The following is a 16582-nucleotide window of genomic DNA, read 5'->3' as shown; positions in this document are numbered from 1 at the left end:
TCCCGGACCCGGCGCGTCGCCGGAGGGCCGCGCCACGACTCGGGGGAATAAGAAGTGGACCCACGACCACACAAGGAAACGTCATGCCGGCTGTCCCGACCCAGCTTAATGGTTCCCGCTCCGCCAACCCATCGGGCTTCGGCCACCGCAACGCCAACGACGCGCCAGCTGCCCGTGATGCAGCCGGCACGCACGATGCCAATCCGTCGCTCTTGACCGCGGCCAACGGTCATGGGCCCATGACCGCACCGCCGCAGCCCGAGTTCATCCAGCAGTACCACGAAGACAGCAGCGCCCTGCGCGGGCAGATACTGGCCGGCTTGCAACAGTCCGAAGCGAGCATCGGTCCCAAGTTCTTCTACGACGTGCTGGGCTCGCGGCTGTTCGAGGCCATCACCGACCTGCCCGAGTACTACCCGACGCGTACCGAGGCATCGATCTTCGCCAGCGCCGCGCCCGCCATCGCCGCGCGCGCCGGCGCCGGCTGCGTGCTGATCGACCTGGGTGCCGGCAACTGCGAGAAGGCGGCGCGGCTGTTCGGCAGCCTGAGGCCGGCGCAGTATGTGGCGCTGGATATCTCGGTGGAGTTCCTGCGCGGCACGTTGTCGTGCCTGCAGCAGCAGAATCCGGCCATTCCCATGCTCGGGCTCGGGGCCGACCTGTGCGGCAGCTTCGACCTGCCACGCAATGTCCGGCGAGGCAGGCGGCTGTTCTTCTATCCGGGCTCCAGCATCGGCAATTTTTCGCCGATTGACGCGCTGGCGCTGCTGCAGCGCCTTCGTGGCGCAGCCGGGCGTGGCGATGGAGTACTGATCGGCGTGGACCTGCTGAAGGACGAAACCACGCTGGTCGCAGCCTATGACGATCCGCTGGGCGTCACCGGGGCCTTCAACCGCAACGTGCTGCGCAACGTGAACCGCATTGTCGAGACGGATTTCAACGTCGATGACTGGCGCCATGTGGCGAGTTTCGATCGCCAGGCGTCACGCATCCAGATGCACCTGCAGGCGTGCGCGCCGGTCAGGGTGCGCTGGCATGGCGGCGAGCGCAGGTTTGGCGAAGGCGAGCGCATCCATACCGAGGATTCCTACAAATACCGGCCCGGCGATTTCGCCTTGCTGCTGGAAGCCGCCGGCTTCGACGATCCGGTGTACTGGACCGATCCGCTGGGCTGGTTCGCGGTGTTCCACGCGCGAGCCTGAAGGGTCTCCCGCCTGGTGTCATAATGGCCGCTGCCATGGCGGGCGGCCGCCCGTCTGCGTCCTTCCGAACGGATGTCTACCGATGAGCGGCTTCTCCATGCTTCCCGATCTCTACTTCAGTGGCGGCCCGGCTGGCTGGTCCGATGCCCGGCGCCTGCCACGCGAAGGGCTGGCCCAGGCCCTGGTCGACGCGCGCAGCCGCACCCTGGCCTGGCTGGCCGCCTTCGGCCAGACCCGCAAGGGCTGGGACGTGCCGCGTCAGCACGATGCCAGTCCGCCGCTGTGGACCCTGGGATTTATCGCCTGGCACGCCGAAAGGTGGTGCCTGCGCGGCGTGCGGCAGCTTGATCGGGGCGGTGTGCCGGTGCCCGTGGCCCGGGAGCCGTCGCGGCTCGGCGGGGCCGATGAATGGTTCGACCCCGACCGTATCGGTCCGGACGAGCGCTGGGAAATCGTCCTGCCCGATGTCGCCGTGGTCAAGCAGTACGCGTCCGATGTGCTGGACGGCCTGCTGCGCCGCCTGGCCTTGTTGCCAGACGATGGCGACCTCACGCTCTATCCTTTTCGCCGCGCGCTGTTCCTGGAAGACGGGCAGGCCGAAAATCTGGCCGCGTTGCTGCAGGCGCTCGGCCTGGCACCCGCCGCGCCGGTTGCGCCCGGACCGGGCGCGTCGGTCGCGCATGCCGGCACGCTGCATTTCCCCGGTGGCCGCTTCACGCAGGGCTGGTCGGATCCGGACGGCTACGCGCAACCCGACGAATTGCCGCCGCAGCCCACCTATGTGCCCGCCTTCGAGATCGACGCCGCGCTGGTCAGCAACGCGCAGTTCCTGGAATTCGTCGAGGACGGGGGCTATGAGAACCCGGCCTGGTGGTCGGCCGCTGGCCGGCAGTGGCTGATGGCGCAGGAGCGCTCCGCACCGCGCTACTGGTCGCGGCATCCGGAATCGCGCAACTGGATGGTGGAGCGATTCGGCACGCTGCGAACGCTCAATCCCGACGAGGCCGTGCGGCACGTTTCGCTGTTTGAAGCGCAGGCCTGGTGCGGATGGGCCGGCCGCCGCCTGCCCGTGGAGGCGGAGTGGGAACTCGCGGCGTTGCAGAACCGCGGGCTGCAGTGGGGAATGTTGCGGGAGTGGACGGCTTCGCCGTACGAGCCGTATGCGGGGTTTGCGGCATCGCCGTCGGACGGCGAGATGGTGTCGCGCTTCGGGACGCATCAGGCGGTGCGGGGGACGACCTTTGTCAGTGCCTCGCGCCAGCGGCATGTGCGGGCCCGGGTGGCGCTGCTGCCGGAGGACGACTTCGCCTTCGTAGGGTTCCGGACGTGTTCGATGTAGAGCCGGTTCCGGCCCGGGGCTGAGCCGCAGGCAGACAAAAAAAGAGCACCCCGCAGGGTGCTCTTCATCACTGTGCCGGCGCCTGTGGCGCCACCAGTGTTTTACCGCTCGTAACGCGAACGGCTGTTGCGCTGCCCACCGAAACCGCCTTCGCGGTTGCCGAAGCTGCGGCCGCCATCACGGGCGCCACGGTCGCCAAAGCTGCGGTTGTCGCCGCCGGCCTTGCGATCGCCGAAGCTGCGGTCGCCGAAGGTGCGCTCGCCACCGCGGTAGCCGTTGCCTCCTTCGCGGTTGCCGAAACCACGGCTTTCGCCGCCGCCGAAGCCGCGGTTTTCGCCGCCGCCGAAGCCGCGATTTTCGCCGCCGAACTTGCGATCGCCGAAATTGCGGTCGCCAAAGCTGCGCTCGCCGCCACGGTAGCCGCCTTCACGGTTGCCGCGGTTGTCGTCGCCGCCACGATAGCCGCCGCCTTCCTGGCCGCCGCGATTGCCGAAGCCACGGTTTTCACCGCCGAACTTGCGTTCGCCAAAGCTGCGCTCACCGAAGCTGCGCTCGCCGCCGCGATAGCCGCCACCGTTGCCACGGCCGCCGCCGCCCGGCTTGCCACCGCCAAAGCCAGCACGCGGCTTAGGCGAACGGCGCGGTTCCAGGCCTTCGATCACCGAGGCGTCGATGCGATGGTTGGTGAAGCGCTCGATACGGCGCCACTGGAACATGTCGCCATGGTTGACCAGGTTGATCGCGATGCCCGAGCGGCCGGCACGGCCGGTACGGCCGATACGGTGCACGTAATCCTCGGCCTGCTTGGGCAGGTCGAAGTTCACCACGTGGGTGATGTCCGGCACGTCGATGCCGCGCGCGGCCACGTCGGTTGCCACCAGCACGCGCAGGTTGCCGCGGCGCAGGGCGGTCAGGGTGCGGTTGCGCGCGCCCTGAGTCATGTCGCCGTGCAGGGCGCCGGCGGCAAAGCCGGTGTCGGACAGGCGTTCGGCCAGCGAGTCGGCGTCACGCTTGGTGGCCGTGAAGACGATGGCCTGCTTCAGCGACGAATCGCGCAGCAGGTGGTCGAGCAGGCGTTCCTTGTGCGACATGTCGTCGGTGAAGTGCAGGCGCTGTTCGATATTGCTCTGGTCGGCGCGGACCGCGGCGATCTCGATGCGCTGCGGATCCTTCAGCTGGCGCGAAGCGAGTTGCGCGATGCGGGCGTCCAGCGTGGCCGAGAACATCAGCGTCTGGCGGCTGGCCGGCGTGGCGTCGACGATAGCGTCGATGTCATCGGCGAAGCCCATGTCCAGCATGCGGTCGGCTTCGTCGAACACCAGCATGTCGAGTGCCGACAGGTCGATGCGGCCGGCCGTGATGTGGTCAAGCAGGCGGCCCGGCGTGGCGACCAGGATGTCCGGCATCTTCGACAGCATGGCGAGCTGCTTCGGGTAGGGCATGCCGCCCAGGATGCTCGCGCAGACGATGCGGCGCATGTTGCGGCCATACTTGGCAGCGGCTTCGGTCACCTGCAGGGCCAGTTCGCGCGTGGGCGTCAGCACCAGCAGCGACGGCTGTGCCGGCGACGGACGGGGACGCTTGCCCTTCATGCGCTTGGCGGGTTCGGTCGGGCGGTTCGGCGCCGGCTTTTCGCTGATGCGCTGGATGGCGGGCAGCATGAACGCCGCCGTCTTGCCCGAGCCGGTCTGGCTCGATACCAGCAGGTCGCGGCCAGCCAGGAAGGCCGGAATGGCCTGCGCCTGGACGGGCGTCGGGTTGTTGTAGTTCAGTTCGGAGAGTGCGCGCAGGATGGCCGCATCGAGGCCAAGCGCGGCGAAACCGTTCTCCACTGCATCGGCGCTGGTCGCTTGTTCCGGGCCATTGAGCATGGCGTCGAGCTTGTCGAGCGGGCTTTGGGCGGCGGAAGTGATCGAAGCGTCGGTAGCGGAGGCAATAGCTTGCTCCGCACGAATGTCGTGCTGGGTCATGTCGTAATGATCAAAAATGCATGGCACCCCTGCAACGCAAATCGAAATAGGGGTGGGCGCAGTGCAAAGTCTTTAAAAAGGCTTCGGCGCCAATCGGTGAGGCCGTTACGACAGACTCAGCTGACAGTACGGCGGCAGGCAGGGGTGTAGGCAGGCGCTAGGCCAGCCGCTGTTCCCTGGCAGGCAAACAGCTCACAGGCTGTTCAACAGGATCGGAGACGAGGCTACGTCGGTGAGCGGTGCGTTCTGTCGACTACTGAATCCAGGTATAAAACCAGGTTCGGCAGCAGGAAAACAGAGCTTGGGAGGGCAGCGGATGCGCCTTGGCGGGATGTGCCTGGCGGGTGGCGGAACTCACAGTTGCGAAACTCACGGCGCGGATTATAGCAGAACCGCGAAAATTTGTTGCGCTGCGAAAAGGTAACCAGATATGTCAGTCGCGCGACACATGGCGCACCTGGCGCTGGCACTCACTCACCTGCGTTGCCAGTTATGGGTTGAAAGCGGGAGGGGCCCGCCTATACTCAAGTCGCGAGCAACGAGATTGCTCGACCGGGGCGGACAATCAAGTTCCCGTATTGGCCTCCTACAGCGATACTGAATCACTGCTCGCTGTGAGCATTGCGGTCATTGTCGTCACTGCCAGAATTCCTGCGAACCTCCGGGTGGTCCGGTGGATCGTCCGCGTCATGGGCGGAGTCATGGGAAGCCTGCTCGACAAGAAATGACCGAACTGCTGATGGCGTTGACCCAGGAAGTCCGGGGCCGTCCGCAACCAGCCCGCCAGGCCATGGCGGGCTTTCTTTATCCGGGCTGCGATCCAGCCACGCGTCACTTTCGGGGCAGCTTGCCCTCGATGCGCTCCAGCGGACGGACATGAGGATTCGCCGGCCAGCCCTGCGGATACGAAGCCAGGCGCGATGGCCCCCGTTGCCGCAGTCCGTGCCACCCGCGTCCGCCCGCGCCACCGCTGCGGCTGCCGCCGAGAATGGCGCTCATTGCCTCCCGGTCGAGGTCGACGTTCTCGGTCAGGTCCTTGATCACGATCACTGCCATGGCTTTCTCCGGTCGTGCGGCGCCGCGTCCGCGCGGGGGCGGCGCCGGTTCAGTATAGGCTTGCGTTTTGATGCGCAGGCACGCCGCTGCACCCATCGGTATTCATCTTCCCCGAAGAGCAAAAACGCAGGAGTCGTGCCAGCCTGCTAGCCATTTGCGTTGGAATGCGCCCATGGCAAGCCCCGCGCGGGTTTGCAGATTGAAAGGACATCGCACCCCGCGCGAGATGCGCAGCGATCTGTCGGGGCATTGCCAACAGTTCGATGGTCCTGTTGGCTCCCCGCCGACATGGGCTTGCAGTCGATGTGACCTGCTCGCGCGCAACGTGGCGATCGCGCTGCGGCGTCGGCACGCGCGGTTTGCGGATGCCAAGAGTGCGCACTAGTATCCATCGTGGATGGGGCGTTTGCATGAGTGCGTTCCGCTTGCATCGATATCGGGGCAACGCCGGTGGCCAGTGTCAGAGACCTGATTCAGAAGTTCCAGAACGGCGGGTTGTCCGACGACGAATTCGTTGCGTCCTTCGACATGGCGCTCGCACAGGAGCGCACCACGCCGAGCCAGCTGGCGCGCGTCATCATCGAAGAGAATACCCGCTTCCCGTTTCCGCCCGGCGTGTACGCCGAAGTCATGCGGCGCATCGAGCGCAGCGGCACCACGCAGTTCGATCCGGCAGGCGATTCCACTCACATGGAAGGGCCCGTGACGGGCTCCCTCTATGCCACCGCGCCGGCGGTCGGCACGGTGCCGCCCGCGTCGCGGCCCAAGGGCGTGGGCGATACCCTGAACGGTCGCTTCGTGCTGGAAGAGTGCCTTGGCGTCGGCGGTATGGGAACGGTGTACAAGGCCCTTGACCTGCGCAAGCTGGAGGCATCGGACCGCAAGCCGTATATCGCGATCAAGGTACTCAACCTGCAGTTCAGCGGCCACCCGAAATCGCTGATCGCGCTGCAGCGCGAAGCGCGCAAGGCGCAGACGCTTGCGCACCGGAATATCGTCACCGTTTACGATTTCGACCGCGATGGCCCGGTGGTCTTCCTGACGATGGAATACCTGCCGGGCAGGCCGCTGAGCCAGGTTCTCAAGGCGCCCGGTTTCACCGGCATGCCCGTGGCCAAGGCCATGCCCATCATCGCCGGCATGGGCCACGCGCTGGCCTATGCGCACGAGCGCGGCTTCGTGCATTGCGACTTCAAGCCCGCCAACGTGTTCCTGTCCGACAACAGCGAAGTGAAGGTGATCGACTTCGGTATCGCGCGCGGCTTCCTGCCGCCGGCCGATGAATCGGACAAGACCGTTTTCGATCCAGGCTCGCTCGGCGGCATGACGCCGGCCTACGCAAGCCCCGAGATGTTCGAGCACCGCGAGCCCGATCCGCGCGACGACATCTATGCGCTGGCCTGCGTGACCTACGAATTGCTGACCGGCAGGCATCCCTATGAACGCATGTCGGCGAACCAGGCGCGTGCGGCTGGGCTGAAGCCGGTGCAGCCGCGCGAGCTGTCGCGCACGCAATGGAAGACGCTGCGCGAGGCCTTGTCGCTGGACCGCGAGACGCGCACGCCCACGGTCGATCGCTTCCTGGCGGGCATGAGCACGGCGCCCGGCGTGTCGGCGCGGCAGCGCTCCGCGCTGCTGGCGGGCGCCGCCGTGGCGGCCCTGGCAGGCGTCACGGCGGTGGGCTACTTTGCATGGCGCACCAGCCGGCCGGTGCAGACGCCGCCGGCGGTGGCGCAGGCCGACGGTTCGCCCTCCACGCCCTCCGCGCCGGCCGTTCCTCCTGCACCTGCTGCACGACCACCGTCCGAGCCCTTCTCGATGCCTGCCGTGCTGCGCGTGACGGCCGCGGTGCCATGCTCGCTGCTGGCCGCGACTTCGCCAGAGAACGGCAGGGTGCGCGTGCGTGGCTACCTGGCCGAAAGCGTGGGCGTGTCGCGCCTGCGCGAGCAGCTCAACGCGCTGCCCGGCGTGAAGTCGCTCGATGTCGATACGCAGCCGCTCAGCGCCGACAAGTGCGATGTCGCGCGCATGATCGCGCCGTACTGGTCGGGCCGCCGCGAAGGGGCGGTCGCATCGTCGCTGCGCACGCGCGGCGAAAAGCTGCAGCTCACCGAAGGCACGCCGCTGGTGCTCGAACTGCGTACGCCTGCGCAGGATTCCTACGTGTACGTCGACTACTTCGCGGCGGATGGCAATGTCGCCCATCTCGTCCCGAGTGCGCGCGTGCCGAACCACCAGGCGCCCGCCAGCTATAGCGCCACCATTGGCGATGGCGGCGACTGGGTGATCTCGCGTCCGTTCGGCACGGAACTGGTGGTGCTGCTGACGACGCCGGCACCGTTGTTCGACGTGCGGCGTTCCGACGTGGAGTCGTGGCAGGACTACCTCAAGGCGCTTGAAAAGCCGCTCGGGCAGATGGCCCGCAAGTATGGGCAGGACCGCATCAGCGCGGACCTCGTGGAGATCTCCACGCGCGCGAAATAGGCATCGGCAAAATAGTCATCGGCGAAGCCGGCCGCGTCGACGGCGCTACTTCATGTCGCGCGCGACGCGGAAGCCGTTCTGCGACTGGCGCACGCTCGCGCTGTACTTGAAGCGGGTCGATGACACCATGTAGCTCGCACCTTCAAGCCATGAGCCCCCGCGGATCACGCGCGCGCCGCAACTTGCTTCTTCCCAACTGCGGCCATCGACGGGCGCGTTCTTGTAGCTGCTGTGCCAGCAATCCCGTACCCATTCCCATACGCCGCCATTGACGTCGTAGAGGCCGAACGGGTTAGCCGCGAACGAGCCCACGTTGGCGGGCGCGTCCGCGCTCCACGGCTCGCCGCAGTCCTTGCAGTTGGCCGTGCCCTTGCGCATCTGGTCGCCCCACCAGAATGCCGAGGCGGTGCCGCCGCGTGCCGCATATTCCCATTCGGCTTCGGTCGGCAGGCGGTAGGCCTTGCCGGTGGTCTTGCTGAGCCAGCCCACGTACTGTTGCGCATCATCCCAGCTGACATCGCGGATCGGCGCGGTCTTCGCGCTGTTCGCCACGGTAGCGATGCGATCGCACCCGCCGGTGTCGACGCAGGCGTTCCATTGCTCGACGGTCACCTCATAGCGACCGATCGCGAATGGCTGGCTGATCGTGACATGGTGCGGCGGCCTTTCGGCCGGATCGCTGGCATTGCTGCCCATCGTGAAGCTGCCGGCCGGCAGGCTGACCATCACGGGGCAGACCGGGCAGTCGCGGATCTCGCTGCCCTTGGCTTCGGCCGGCTTGCGCTCCCCGCCCAGGCTGACCGAGCCGGACGCTGTCGTGCCTTGCCGTGCGGATGGCGCTGCCGATGTCGCGGCGCCGGCTGCAACCGCTGCGGGCGCTGCCGCGGTGGCGGGTGGCGTGGGACGTTGCTGCACCGGTGGCGTGGGCGCGGGCTTGGCGGGCTGCGCTGCGGCGGCGGGCGGCTGGGCCGGCTTGGCGTGCTCCGGCGGCGCGCCTTTGACGGCCGGGGCGCTGGCCGCGGCGAGACGTTCAATGCGCGCTTTGGCCAGCGACGCAAAGCGGCCGTTCGGATACTGCTTGAGATAGGCCTCGTAGTCGCCGGCGTAGTTGCTGTTCTTGATCGATTCCCAGAACGTCAGTTCGTATTGTTCATCGCTGTTCTTGGGCAGGATGCCGGCCAGGAACATCGGCGCCGCATCCGGCGCCGACATGGGGCTGGCCATGGCATCCGCAACCGTGCTGGCGGCCAGCACCAATGCGACGAGAAATACAGGAGATGTGCGCCACATTTTCGGACCCTGTTGGAACTGCGGCCAGCCCGATGCGCGCGCTTGGGCGGCGCCTGGGCGCATTGTGGTGTTGCGGTGACGTCGGCTTGCTTCAAGATAGCACAGCGTTTGTGAATCCGGAGGTGCTTGCATGCGGCGCGGTGGCGCGCAGCGCATCGGTGTTGCGGCAAGCCGTGCGCCGATGTCATGGCGAGTTCGCTTTTTGCGGGGTTCCGTTCTAACCTAATACCGAATCGCCGAGCGCTGGCCAAAAGCAACCAGAAGAACATGGGCTTGCGGAACCACGTGATCGGGTTTCGGACACTCTCCGGGGAGGCGCCGCGTATGTCCAGACGATTCCTGTTCCGCCTGCTGGCGGCCATGGCAGTTGCTGTGGTGCCGTCCATCTCGATGCCGACTGCGGCGCCGCAGAATGCCGAGGTCTATATCATCTGGCCGCCCGATGGTGCCGTCATCTCCGGCGGCAAGTTCTGGATCCGCATGGGCTTGCGCAACATGGGCGTGTGCCCCAAGGGGATCGAGTCGACCAAGTGCGGCCATCATCACCTGTTGATCGACACTGACCTGCCGCCGCTGGACAAGGAAATCCCCTCCGACAAGAACCACCTGCACTTCGGCGCGGGGGAAACCGATGCGCGCATCGAACTGCCGCCGGGCAAGCACACGCTGCAGCTGCTGCTCGGCGATGCGAAGCACGTGCCGTTCGACCCGCCGCTGTACTCCAAGAAAATCACTGTCACGGTGAAATAGCGCGAGGGGATCCACCATGCTCAAGCTGCTAGCCGCCGCCTTGCTCGGCGCGAGTCTCTTGCTGCCGGCCGCGGCCATGGCTGGGGAGACGCCGGCGCCGCCCGACGCCTACCTGTACATCGGCTTCCCGAACAACGGACAGGTGCTGCCCGCGGGCAAGCCGTTCCGCGTATGGTTTGGCCTGCGCAACATGGGCGTGGCGCCGAAGGACGTCAAGTTTCCGAAGACCGGCCACCACCACCTGCTGATCGACGTGGATCTGCCGCCCATGGACAAGGAAATCCCGAACGATCGCAACCACCTGCATTTCGGTGCCGGCGAAACCGAGACCATGGTCGAGTTGCCGCCCGGCAAGCACACCCTGCAGTTGCTGATGGGCGATGACAAGCACATCCCGACCAATCCACCGGTGTATTCGAAGAAGATCACCATCTACGTGAAGTGATCCACTTCCGCGCGGCGGCGTCCATGCAGCCGCGTACCGCAGGCCGGGCTGTCACCCTGTAGCCGACAGATTACGCGCAACTGTTGGTCGCAACCCGCCATACGGGGCGAGGTGTCGCGGTACCCGCACGCATGTCTTCCTTCGTAATGCCGCTGAAACCGGCTTGTTTTCAGGGCCCTGCGGCCGAACGCGCGCGCGCATCGCGAAGCTGGCACAGCCTGTGCGTCAGTGCTCCGGAAAGCAACACCAGCACTGCCGTCGTAACGAAGAGCCGTTGTCGCCGCTGCCATTTCAGGGTTGGTGCGCGCGCCGGCGCGAACCACAATACAGACACGCAAATGCAAGTCCGTTCACCGCGGTGGGCGGGCTGCGCGCGTGGTTGCAGGAAGACATCGTGATCAACGCCTCTGCCGATTTGCCACTGACTGTTTCGCGGCCGTGCCGTGCCACCGCATGGATCGCCGCTGCAGCCTGCGCGGGCGCGCTTGCCGGCTGCGCGGACTTCCGGCCACCGGTGTACGAACGTCCGCAAACGCCGGCCAAGACGGAGTGGACGCGACAGGGGTCGATCACCGTATCGCCGACGGAGACCGTGCAGCCCAACTGGTGGCAAGGCTTCCGCGATCCGTATCTCGACAAGCTGATCACGCAGGCGCTATCCGGCAATTACGACATCAAAGTGCTGGCCGCGCGCATCCGCGTCGCGCAGGCGCAGATCGGCGAAGCCAAGGCCGGCCAGTTGCCGGTGGTCGATCTCAACGCCGGCGGCAGCGTCACCAAGACGACCGGGCAGACGACCGTGCGCAGCTTCAACGCGGGCGCCCAGTTGAGCTGGGACATCGATATCTGGGGCAAGGTCGAAAAAGGCGTGCAGGCGCAGACCGCCGAGTTCCATGCCACCGAGGCGGACTGGCGCGCCGGCTACCTGACGCTGGCTGCCGATGTTTCGACGACTTACTTCCAGATCCTGCAGTTCGACGAACAGATCGACCAGCAGGCGCGCACAGTGCAGAAGAACGGCCAGATCCTCGGCACCTACCAGGCCATGTTCCAGAACGGGCTGGTGCCGAAGATCCGGGTGATGCAGCAACAGGCCGAAATCAACCGGCTCACGAAGGACCTGATCGAACTGCGCCGTTCGCGTGACGTGACCGAGAACGCGCTCGCCACGCTGGTCGGTGTGCCCGCAGGCAATCTCAAGGTACCGCCGGGCAGGCTGCAGGACCGCGTGCAGCCGCCGCCGGTGCCGGCGGGATTGCCGTCGCAGTTGCTCGCGCGCCGGCCCGACATCGTGGCCGCGGAGTATCGCGTACTCGCGGCGTACGACATCGTCGGCCAGGCCCGGCTCGCGCAGCTGCCGAGCATCAGCCTGACCGCAAATGGCGGCGCGGCCAGTTTCGCGCTCAGCAGCCTGCTGAAGACCTTTACCTTCGGCATCGCGCCGGCGATCAGCCTGCCAATGCTGGACCCGAACGTTCGCGCCCGCGTCAAGACCACGGAGGCGCAAGTCAAGGTTGTGGAGAACGAATACGGCCGCACCGTGATGAACGCGTTCGAAGAGGTGGAATCCGCGCTGGTCAATGTCGACGCGCACAAGAAACAGCGCATCGAGTTGCAGCAACAGGTTGACCAGCTGCGCGTGGTGTCGGCGCAGATCGAGGCACAGCTGAGGGAAGGCGTGGTGTCGCAGCTCGAAGTCTTCGAGACCGAGCGCTCGCTGCTGACCGCGCAACTGTCCTTGTTGGCCGTCCACCAACAGATCCTTGCCGATACTGTCACGCTGTACAAGGCGCTCGGCGGCGGCTGGTCCGACGTGCAGGTGCGCAACGCCGCGTCGAACCGCACGCCCTGACGACTGCGCGCCACGCAGCGTTCGCGATACATCGTTCCCTGGCAATACAGCACACCCCGACGGTTTGCGCCGCATGGGCGACACCCTGCGCGCAACGGCCGGCACCCAGCCAATTGACTAGCGAGAGGCGTCGCCTACTATGTTCATTGTCGATTCATCCTCGCGGTGCGGCAGCGGTCGAGGCTGCGCTGTTGGTTTCCTGGAAACATGGCTCCCGACGATGCACTGATCATGGAAATGCCGGTGAGGATGGGTCAGGAGTTCGACATTCTGCTGACGCCGGTCTCCCGGCCGGAGTTGGGCGAGATCCGCATCGGCGACGACCTGTTCGCCGTCGGACGGACCGAGGCTCCCTTCATTTCCTACCCCGAAGAACTGACGGCCGCGCTGTCGCGCCGGCATGCGCGCATCTTCGCGGAGCATGGCGCGGTCTATGTGGCGGATCTCGGCAGCAAGAACGGCACGCGCATCAATGGTGCCGACGTTGCCGGACATCCGCTGCGGTTGAGCGATGGCGACGAGTTGTCGTTCGGTTCGGCGCTCTCGTTCCATGTCAGGCTTTCGCCGCGCGTGCCGGCGGCGGAGCCGCCTCGCGTCGCGATCACGCTGCTGCCGGAGCGCAACGAACTGGGCCTGCAGCCGGTCGAGCTGAGCAGCTTCCCGTACCTGATCAGCAAGGCCGACGACACCTTCGCGCGCTACCGCGACAGCCATCCGCAGCAGGTCAACTACCTGTCGCGGCGCCACGCGCATATCTACCTGAAGTGCGGCGTCCCGTTCCTGGAAGACCTGGGCAGCACCAACGGGACGTTCGTCAACGGCCACCGGCTCACCGACCACGGCGTGCCGCTCAATGACGGCGACCTGATCGCGTTCGGCGGCAGCCACTTTGTCTACAAGGTCGCGGTGCTGCGTGAAGGCGATGCCGAAGCCACCGCGACGCGCACCGTGTTCGCGGGCGAACAGGTGGCGCCCGATGTGGAGCCCGTCGCCGGGCATGCCGCGGCACCGGTTCCCGATGACGCCGACAAGACCACCTTTGTCGGTGCAGCCGATTCGTTCCTCGATATCTTCTGTGTCGACTATGCGGCGCGGCAGGAAGACGAGGTCAACGCCGAAGCCGAGGCGCAAGCCGCGGCAGCCACCGATACGTCCGCACGCAAAGGAGGCCGCCCGCGCAGCCGCATGGCGATGCTGGCGGCGGAGATTGCCGGGCGCTTCGGCCTGAACGACCCGGCACGCATGAAGCGGGCAGGGCGCTGGGGCGCTGCAGTCGCGGCGCTGGCCGCGGTGGGGCTGGTCGCGCTCTACCTGCGCGGCATGCCCGAGCGCGACGTGAAGTCGCTGCTTGCCGATGGCCAGTATGCGAAAGCAGCGAAAGCTGCGGACGCCTATCTCGCGCGGCATCCCGACGATGCGCCGTTCCAGGCGATGGGGACGGAGGCGCTGCTGCGCGCCTACGTGCCGCAATGGGCCGGCAAGCTCGGGGCGCACGATTTCAGCGGCGCCGCCACGGTGCTGGCCGCGATGATCTCCGCCAGCCAGCACAACGCGGACGCGCGCCCCCTGGTGGGCGAGCTGGAATGGATCGGCAACCTCGAACGCTATTTCGCGCAGCGCGGCGGCGCTGACGCGCCAATCCGCCTCTACATGGACGAAGCGGTGATACGCAGCCTGCTGACGCACTGGAACCAGGACACCGCTGCGCACCAGCGCGCGCTGGGCCGCATCGCGGGATACGAGCCGGCATTCCGCGATGTCTATGCCAACGCACTGAGCGATGTGCGCAAGCTGCAGACGGACGAGTCGGTCTACCTGGCCGCGATCGATCGGCTCAACGCAACCATTGCCACCGAGCTTGCGCGCGACCAGCCGGAAGCGTTGCAGCCGGTGCTGGCCGACTACAAGGAGAAGTACCCGCGCCTGTCCGGCCTGGACAAGCTGCAGGACGACCTGCGCCGCTACACCGCGCTGATGCAGCCGCTGCGTTCGCGCAGCCCGGGGCCGCTGGTGGCGCGCATGGCCGACGCGAAATTCGCCACGCCGCCGTTCCAGGCGCAGTACGTACGACTGGCGCAGCGCCTGCCTGACGCGGATATGGCACGCCAGTACGCTGTGGCGGCTCAGGCCTGGCTGCGCGGCGACAGCGCCGCGGCCATTGCGGGGCTGCGCCGCATTACTGCGGGACCATGGGCCGACGATGTGGCGAAAGATGCCGCGCACAAGCAGCAGGTCGCCGCGCAATACGCGGCACTGCAAGGCACGCGCGGCGCCAGTGGCCAGGAAGACAAGCTGCTCGGCTTCTACGCCATGCTCGATCCCGACGAGGATAAGTACTACGCGAGGGCCGTGGATGCAGACGTCACGGCGATCCGCGACAGTGCGCTGCGGCGTGCGCGCGAGCAGATGAGCCGCGCCATCGCCGGCTGGAAGCAATACCGCGCCAACGGACAGATTGGCGCCGAGCAACGGCTGGAGCCCGGCATCTCACCGAAGTTCCGCGACCAGGCTCGGCGCCTGGCGCAGGCTCAGGAAGACGCACGGCAGGCGCTGCGCATCGTCGGCCAGCTCAAGGCGGGCGAGAGCGCCGACCTCGCGCAATGGAACAAGGGCGAGGAAGAGATCCGCGCCGAAGTGGACCAGCAGCGCCGCGCCCTGCAGGAACTGCGCATGGTGCTCGATCCGGCCGTGCTCAAGGCGAAGCTGGAATTGCTCGGTGGTGAAGGACCGGGTGCCGCAGCACCAGCCGCCGCGGCGCCGGACAAGGCGAAAGAGGGGCGGCCATGAACGACGCACAGGGCGGCAACCGTCTCAGGCCTCTGTCCGAAGCGCTTGAAGACCACGGCGGCGAGGGTCTCGCCATCCTCACCGCCGAACCATGGCGGCTGAGCCTGCTGACGGTCGTGACCACGTTTGCGTTGGTGGTGGTCGCGCTGATCTGGTCGTTCTTCGGCCACGCCGATGTCATCGTCACGGCCGAAGGCACGCTGGCGCCGGAGTCGGAGGTCAGGCGCTTCTATGCGCCCGTCGACGGCGAACTGGCCGACCTGTACGTCGCCGAAGGGCAGCCCGTATCCAAGGACGACGTGCTGGCGCGCCTGAACGCGCGCGGCGCGATCGAAGCGGCGGCCAACGCGTTGGAAGCACAACTGAAGCTGGAGGACTCGGAGCGCGAGTGGAAGCAGTTCCCGGAAAAGAAGGCACTGATGGAACGCCGCGCTGCCGCCCTCAAGCAGCAGATCGACGTGGCCACGCGCCAGCATGAAACGCGCATCGCCGAAGGCACTACCAAGCTCACCGAACAGCAGCGCGCGCAGGTGCAGGAGGCGCGCAGCAACGTCGAGAACTCGCGGCGCGCACGCGACTTCGCGCGCCAGGAGCAGGACCGGTATGCGCGCCTGTTCGCGCTGCCGGGGGGCGGCGGCGTGTCGCAGTCGCAGGTCGAAGCCAAGCGCGCGGCCACGCAGGAGGCGGACAACACCCTGCGCGTGGCGCAATCCCGACTGGCCGAACTGGAAGCGCGGCAAGGCCAGGAACTGACGCAGGCGAACGTTCAGCTCGAAAGCAGCGGACAGGAACTGGCCGGGCTGCGCGTGCAGTACGACGCGGCCATGCGCGACATCGCCAGCACCGAGGACAAGCTGCGCCTGCAGGTGCAGACCGCGCGCCTGGTGGCCGAGGCGGCCGCACGCATCCGCTTCGAGAATATCGACAAGGACAATTTCCTGCTGATCCTCGCGCCGGTGTCGGGCGTCATCACCGACGTTACCTCTACCCAGCGGGGCGACAAGATCCAGGCCAATACGCCGATCGGCGGCATCGCGCCCAATGACGCGCGCCCCGTGCTCAAGATCGCCATTGCCGAGCGCGACCGCGCGTTCCTGAAGGAAGGCCTGCCGGTCAAGCTCAAGTTCAACGCGTTCCCGTACCAGCGCTACGGGCTGATCGAAGGCACGCTCGAATACATCTCGCCGGCCACCAAGCCCGGGGCGGACAAGCAGCCGGTCTATGAAGGCCGCATCCGCCTGTCGCGCGACTACTACGCCGTGGGAGACAGCCGTTATCCGTTGCGCTATGGCATGACTGCCACGGCCGAGATCGTGGTGCGCGAGCGCCGGCTGATCGACCTGGGCCTGGATCCGTTCCGTCAGGTGGCGGGGTAGCGGGCGCTCACACGAACAAGGATCGCGACCG

Annotated in this window: 11 protein-coding genes; 8 read left to right on the top strand and 3 right to left on the bottom strand. The window is 66.8% G+C overall.

From position 1 onward, the window contains the following. The first annotated feature begins 83 nt into the window (after nucleotides 1–83). Nucleotides 84–1202, top strand: coding sequence for an L-histidine N(alpha)-methyltransferase (egtD, locus tag AC3FKG_RS00260; protein WP_488742130.1), 1119 nt, complete (start codon nucleotides 84–86; stop codon nucleotides 1200–1202). An 82-nt stretch (nucleotides 1203–1284) separates the two neighbouring features. After that, entirely contained in the window at nucleotides 1285–2541 is a 1257-nt protein-coding gene (locus AC3FKG_RS00255) for an SUMF1/EgtB/PvdO family nonheme iron enzyme (RefSeq protein WP_488742129.1), read from the top strand. A 101-nt stretch (nucleotides 2542–2642) separates the two neighbouring features. Here AC3FKG_RS00255 and AC3FKG_RS00250 read toward each other — a convergent pair whose 3' ends face one another. Together AC3FKG_RS00250 and AC3FKG_RS00245 are read right to left on the bottom strand one after the other, a co-directional pair. Beyond that, the gene (locus AC3FKG_RS00250; RefSeq protein ID WP_483708753.1) at nucleotides 2643–4511 is read right to left on the bottom strand and encodes a DEAD/DEAH box helicase; all 1869 of its coding nucleotides are present in this window, start codon (nucleotides 4509–4511) and stop codon (nucleotides 2643–2645) included. Between the two features lie 831 nt (nucleotides 4512–5342). Then, on the bottom strand, nucleotides 5343–5567 hold the full coding sequence (locus AC3FKG_RS00245) for a hypothetical protein (protein ID WP_488742128.1): 225 nt from the start codon (nucleotides 5565–5567) through the stop codon (nucleotides 5343–5345). Nucleotides 5568–6002: 435 nt separating this feature from the next. On the opposite strand from AC3FKG_RS00245, the gene AC3FKG_RS00240 reads away from it, so the two are divergent. After that, the gene (locus AC3FKG_RS00240) at nucleotides 6003–8051 is read left to right on the top strand and encodes a serine/threonine-protein kinase (RefSeq protein ID WP_488742405.1); all 2049 of its coding nucleotides are present in this window, start codon (nucleotides 6003–6005) and stop codon (nucleotides 8049–8051) included. 45 nt (nucleotides 8052–8096) lie between these two features. Here the strand turns inward: AC3FKG_RS00240 and AC3FKG_RS00235 are convergent, their stop codons facing one another. Next, the gene (locus AC3FKG_RS00235) at nucleotides 8097–9341 is read right to left on the bottom strand and encodes a formylglycine-generating enzyme family protein (RefSeq protein WP_483708751.1); all 1245 of its coding nucleotides are present in this window, start codon (nucleotides 9339–9341) and stop codon (nucleotides 8097–8099) included. Between the two features lie 324 nt (nucleotides 9342–9665). Here AC3FKG_RS00235 and AC3FKG_RS00230 point away from each other — a divergent pair, with 324 nt between their 5' ends. The 5 genes from AC3FKG_RS00230 to AC3FKG_RS00210 all read left to right on the top strand — a co-directional run bounded on the left by AC3FKG_RS00230 (nucleotide 9666) and on the right by AC3FKG_RS00210 (nucleotide 16551). Continuing rightward, nucleotides 9666–10091, top strand: a complete 426-nt coding sequence (locus AC3FKG_RS00230; RefSeq protein ID WP_483708750.1) for a DUF4399 domain-containing protein — start codon at nucleotides 9666–9668, stop codon at nucleotides 10089–10091. A 16-nt stretch (nucleotides 10092–10107) separates the two neighbouring features. Beyond that, nucleotides 10108–10536, top strand: coding sequence for a DUF4399 domain-containing protein (locus AC3FKG_RS00225; protein WP_483708749.1), 429 nt, complete (start codon nucleotides 10108–10110; stop codon nucleotides 10534–10536). 394 nt (nucleotides 10537–10930) lie between these two features. After that, the gene (locus AC3FKG_RS00220) at nucleotides 10931–12388 is read left to right on the top strand and encodes an efflux transporter outer membrane subunit (RefSeq protein WP_483708748.1); all 1458 of its coding nucleotides are present in this window, start codon (nucleotides 10931–10933) and stop codon (nucleotides 12386–12388) included. 207 nt (nucleotides 12389–12595) lie between these two features. After that, nucleotides 12596–15175, top strand: coding sequence for an FHA domain-containing protein (locus AC3FKG_RS00215; RefSeq protein ID WP_488742127.1), 2580 nt, complete (start codon nucleotides 12596–12598; stop codon nucleotides 15173–15175). Beyond that, a complete protein-coding gene (locus AC3FKG_RS00210; RefSeq protein ID WP_483708746.1) occupies nucleotides 15172–16551 on the top strand; it encodes a beta-barrel domain-containing protein in 1380 nt (459 codons plus the stop codon). The genes AC3FKG_RS00215 and AC3FKG_RS00210 overlap by 4 nt, the downstream gene beginning before the upstream one ends. Nucleotides 16552–16582: the final 31 nt, after the last annotated feature.

The sequence above is a fragment of the Cupriavidus sp. 22TCCZM04-2 genome (genome assembly GCF_057798895.1).
This window is presented reverse-complemented; position numbering and strand designations above follow the sequence as displayed.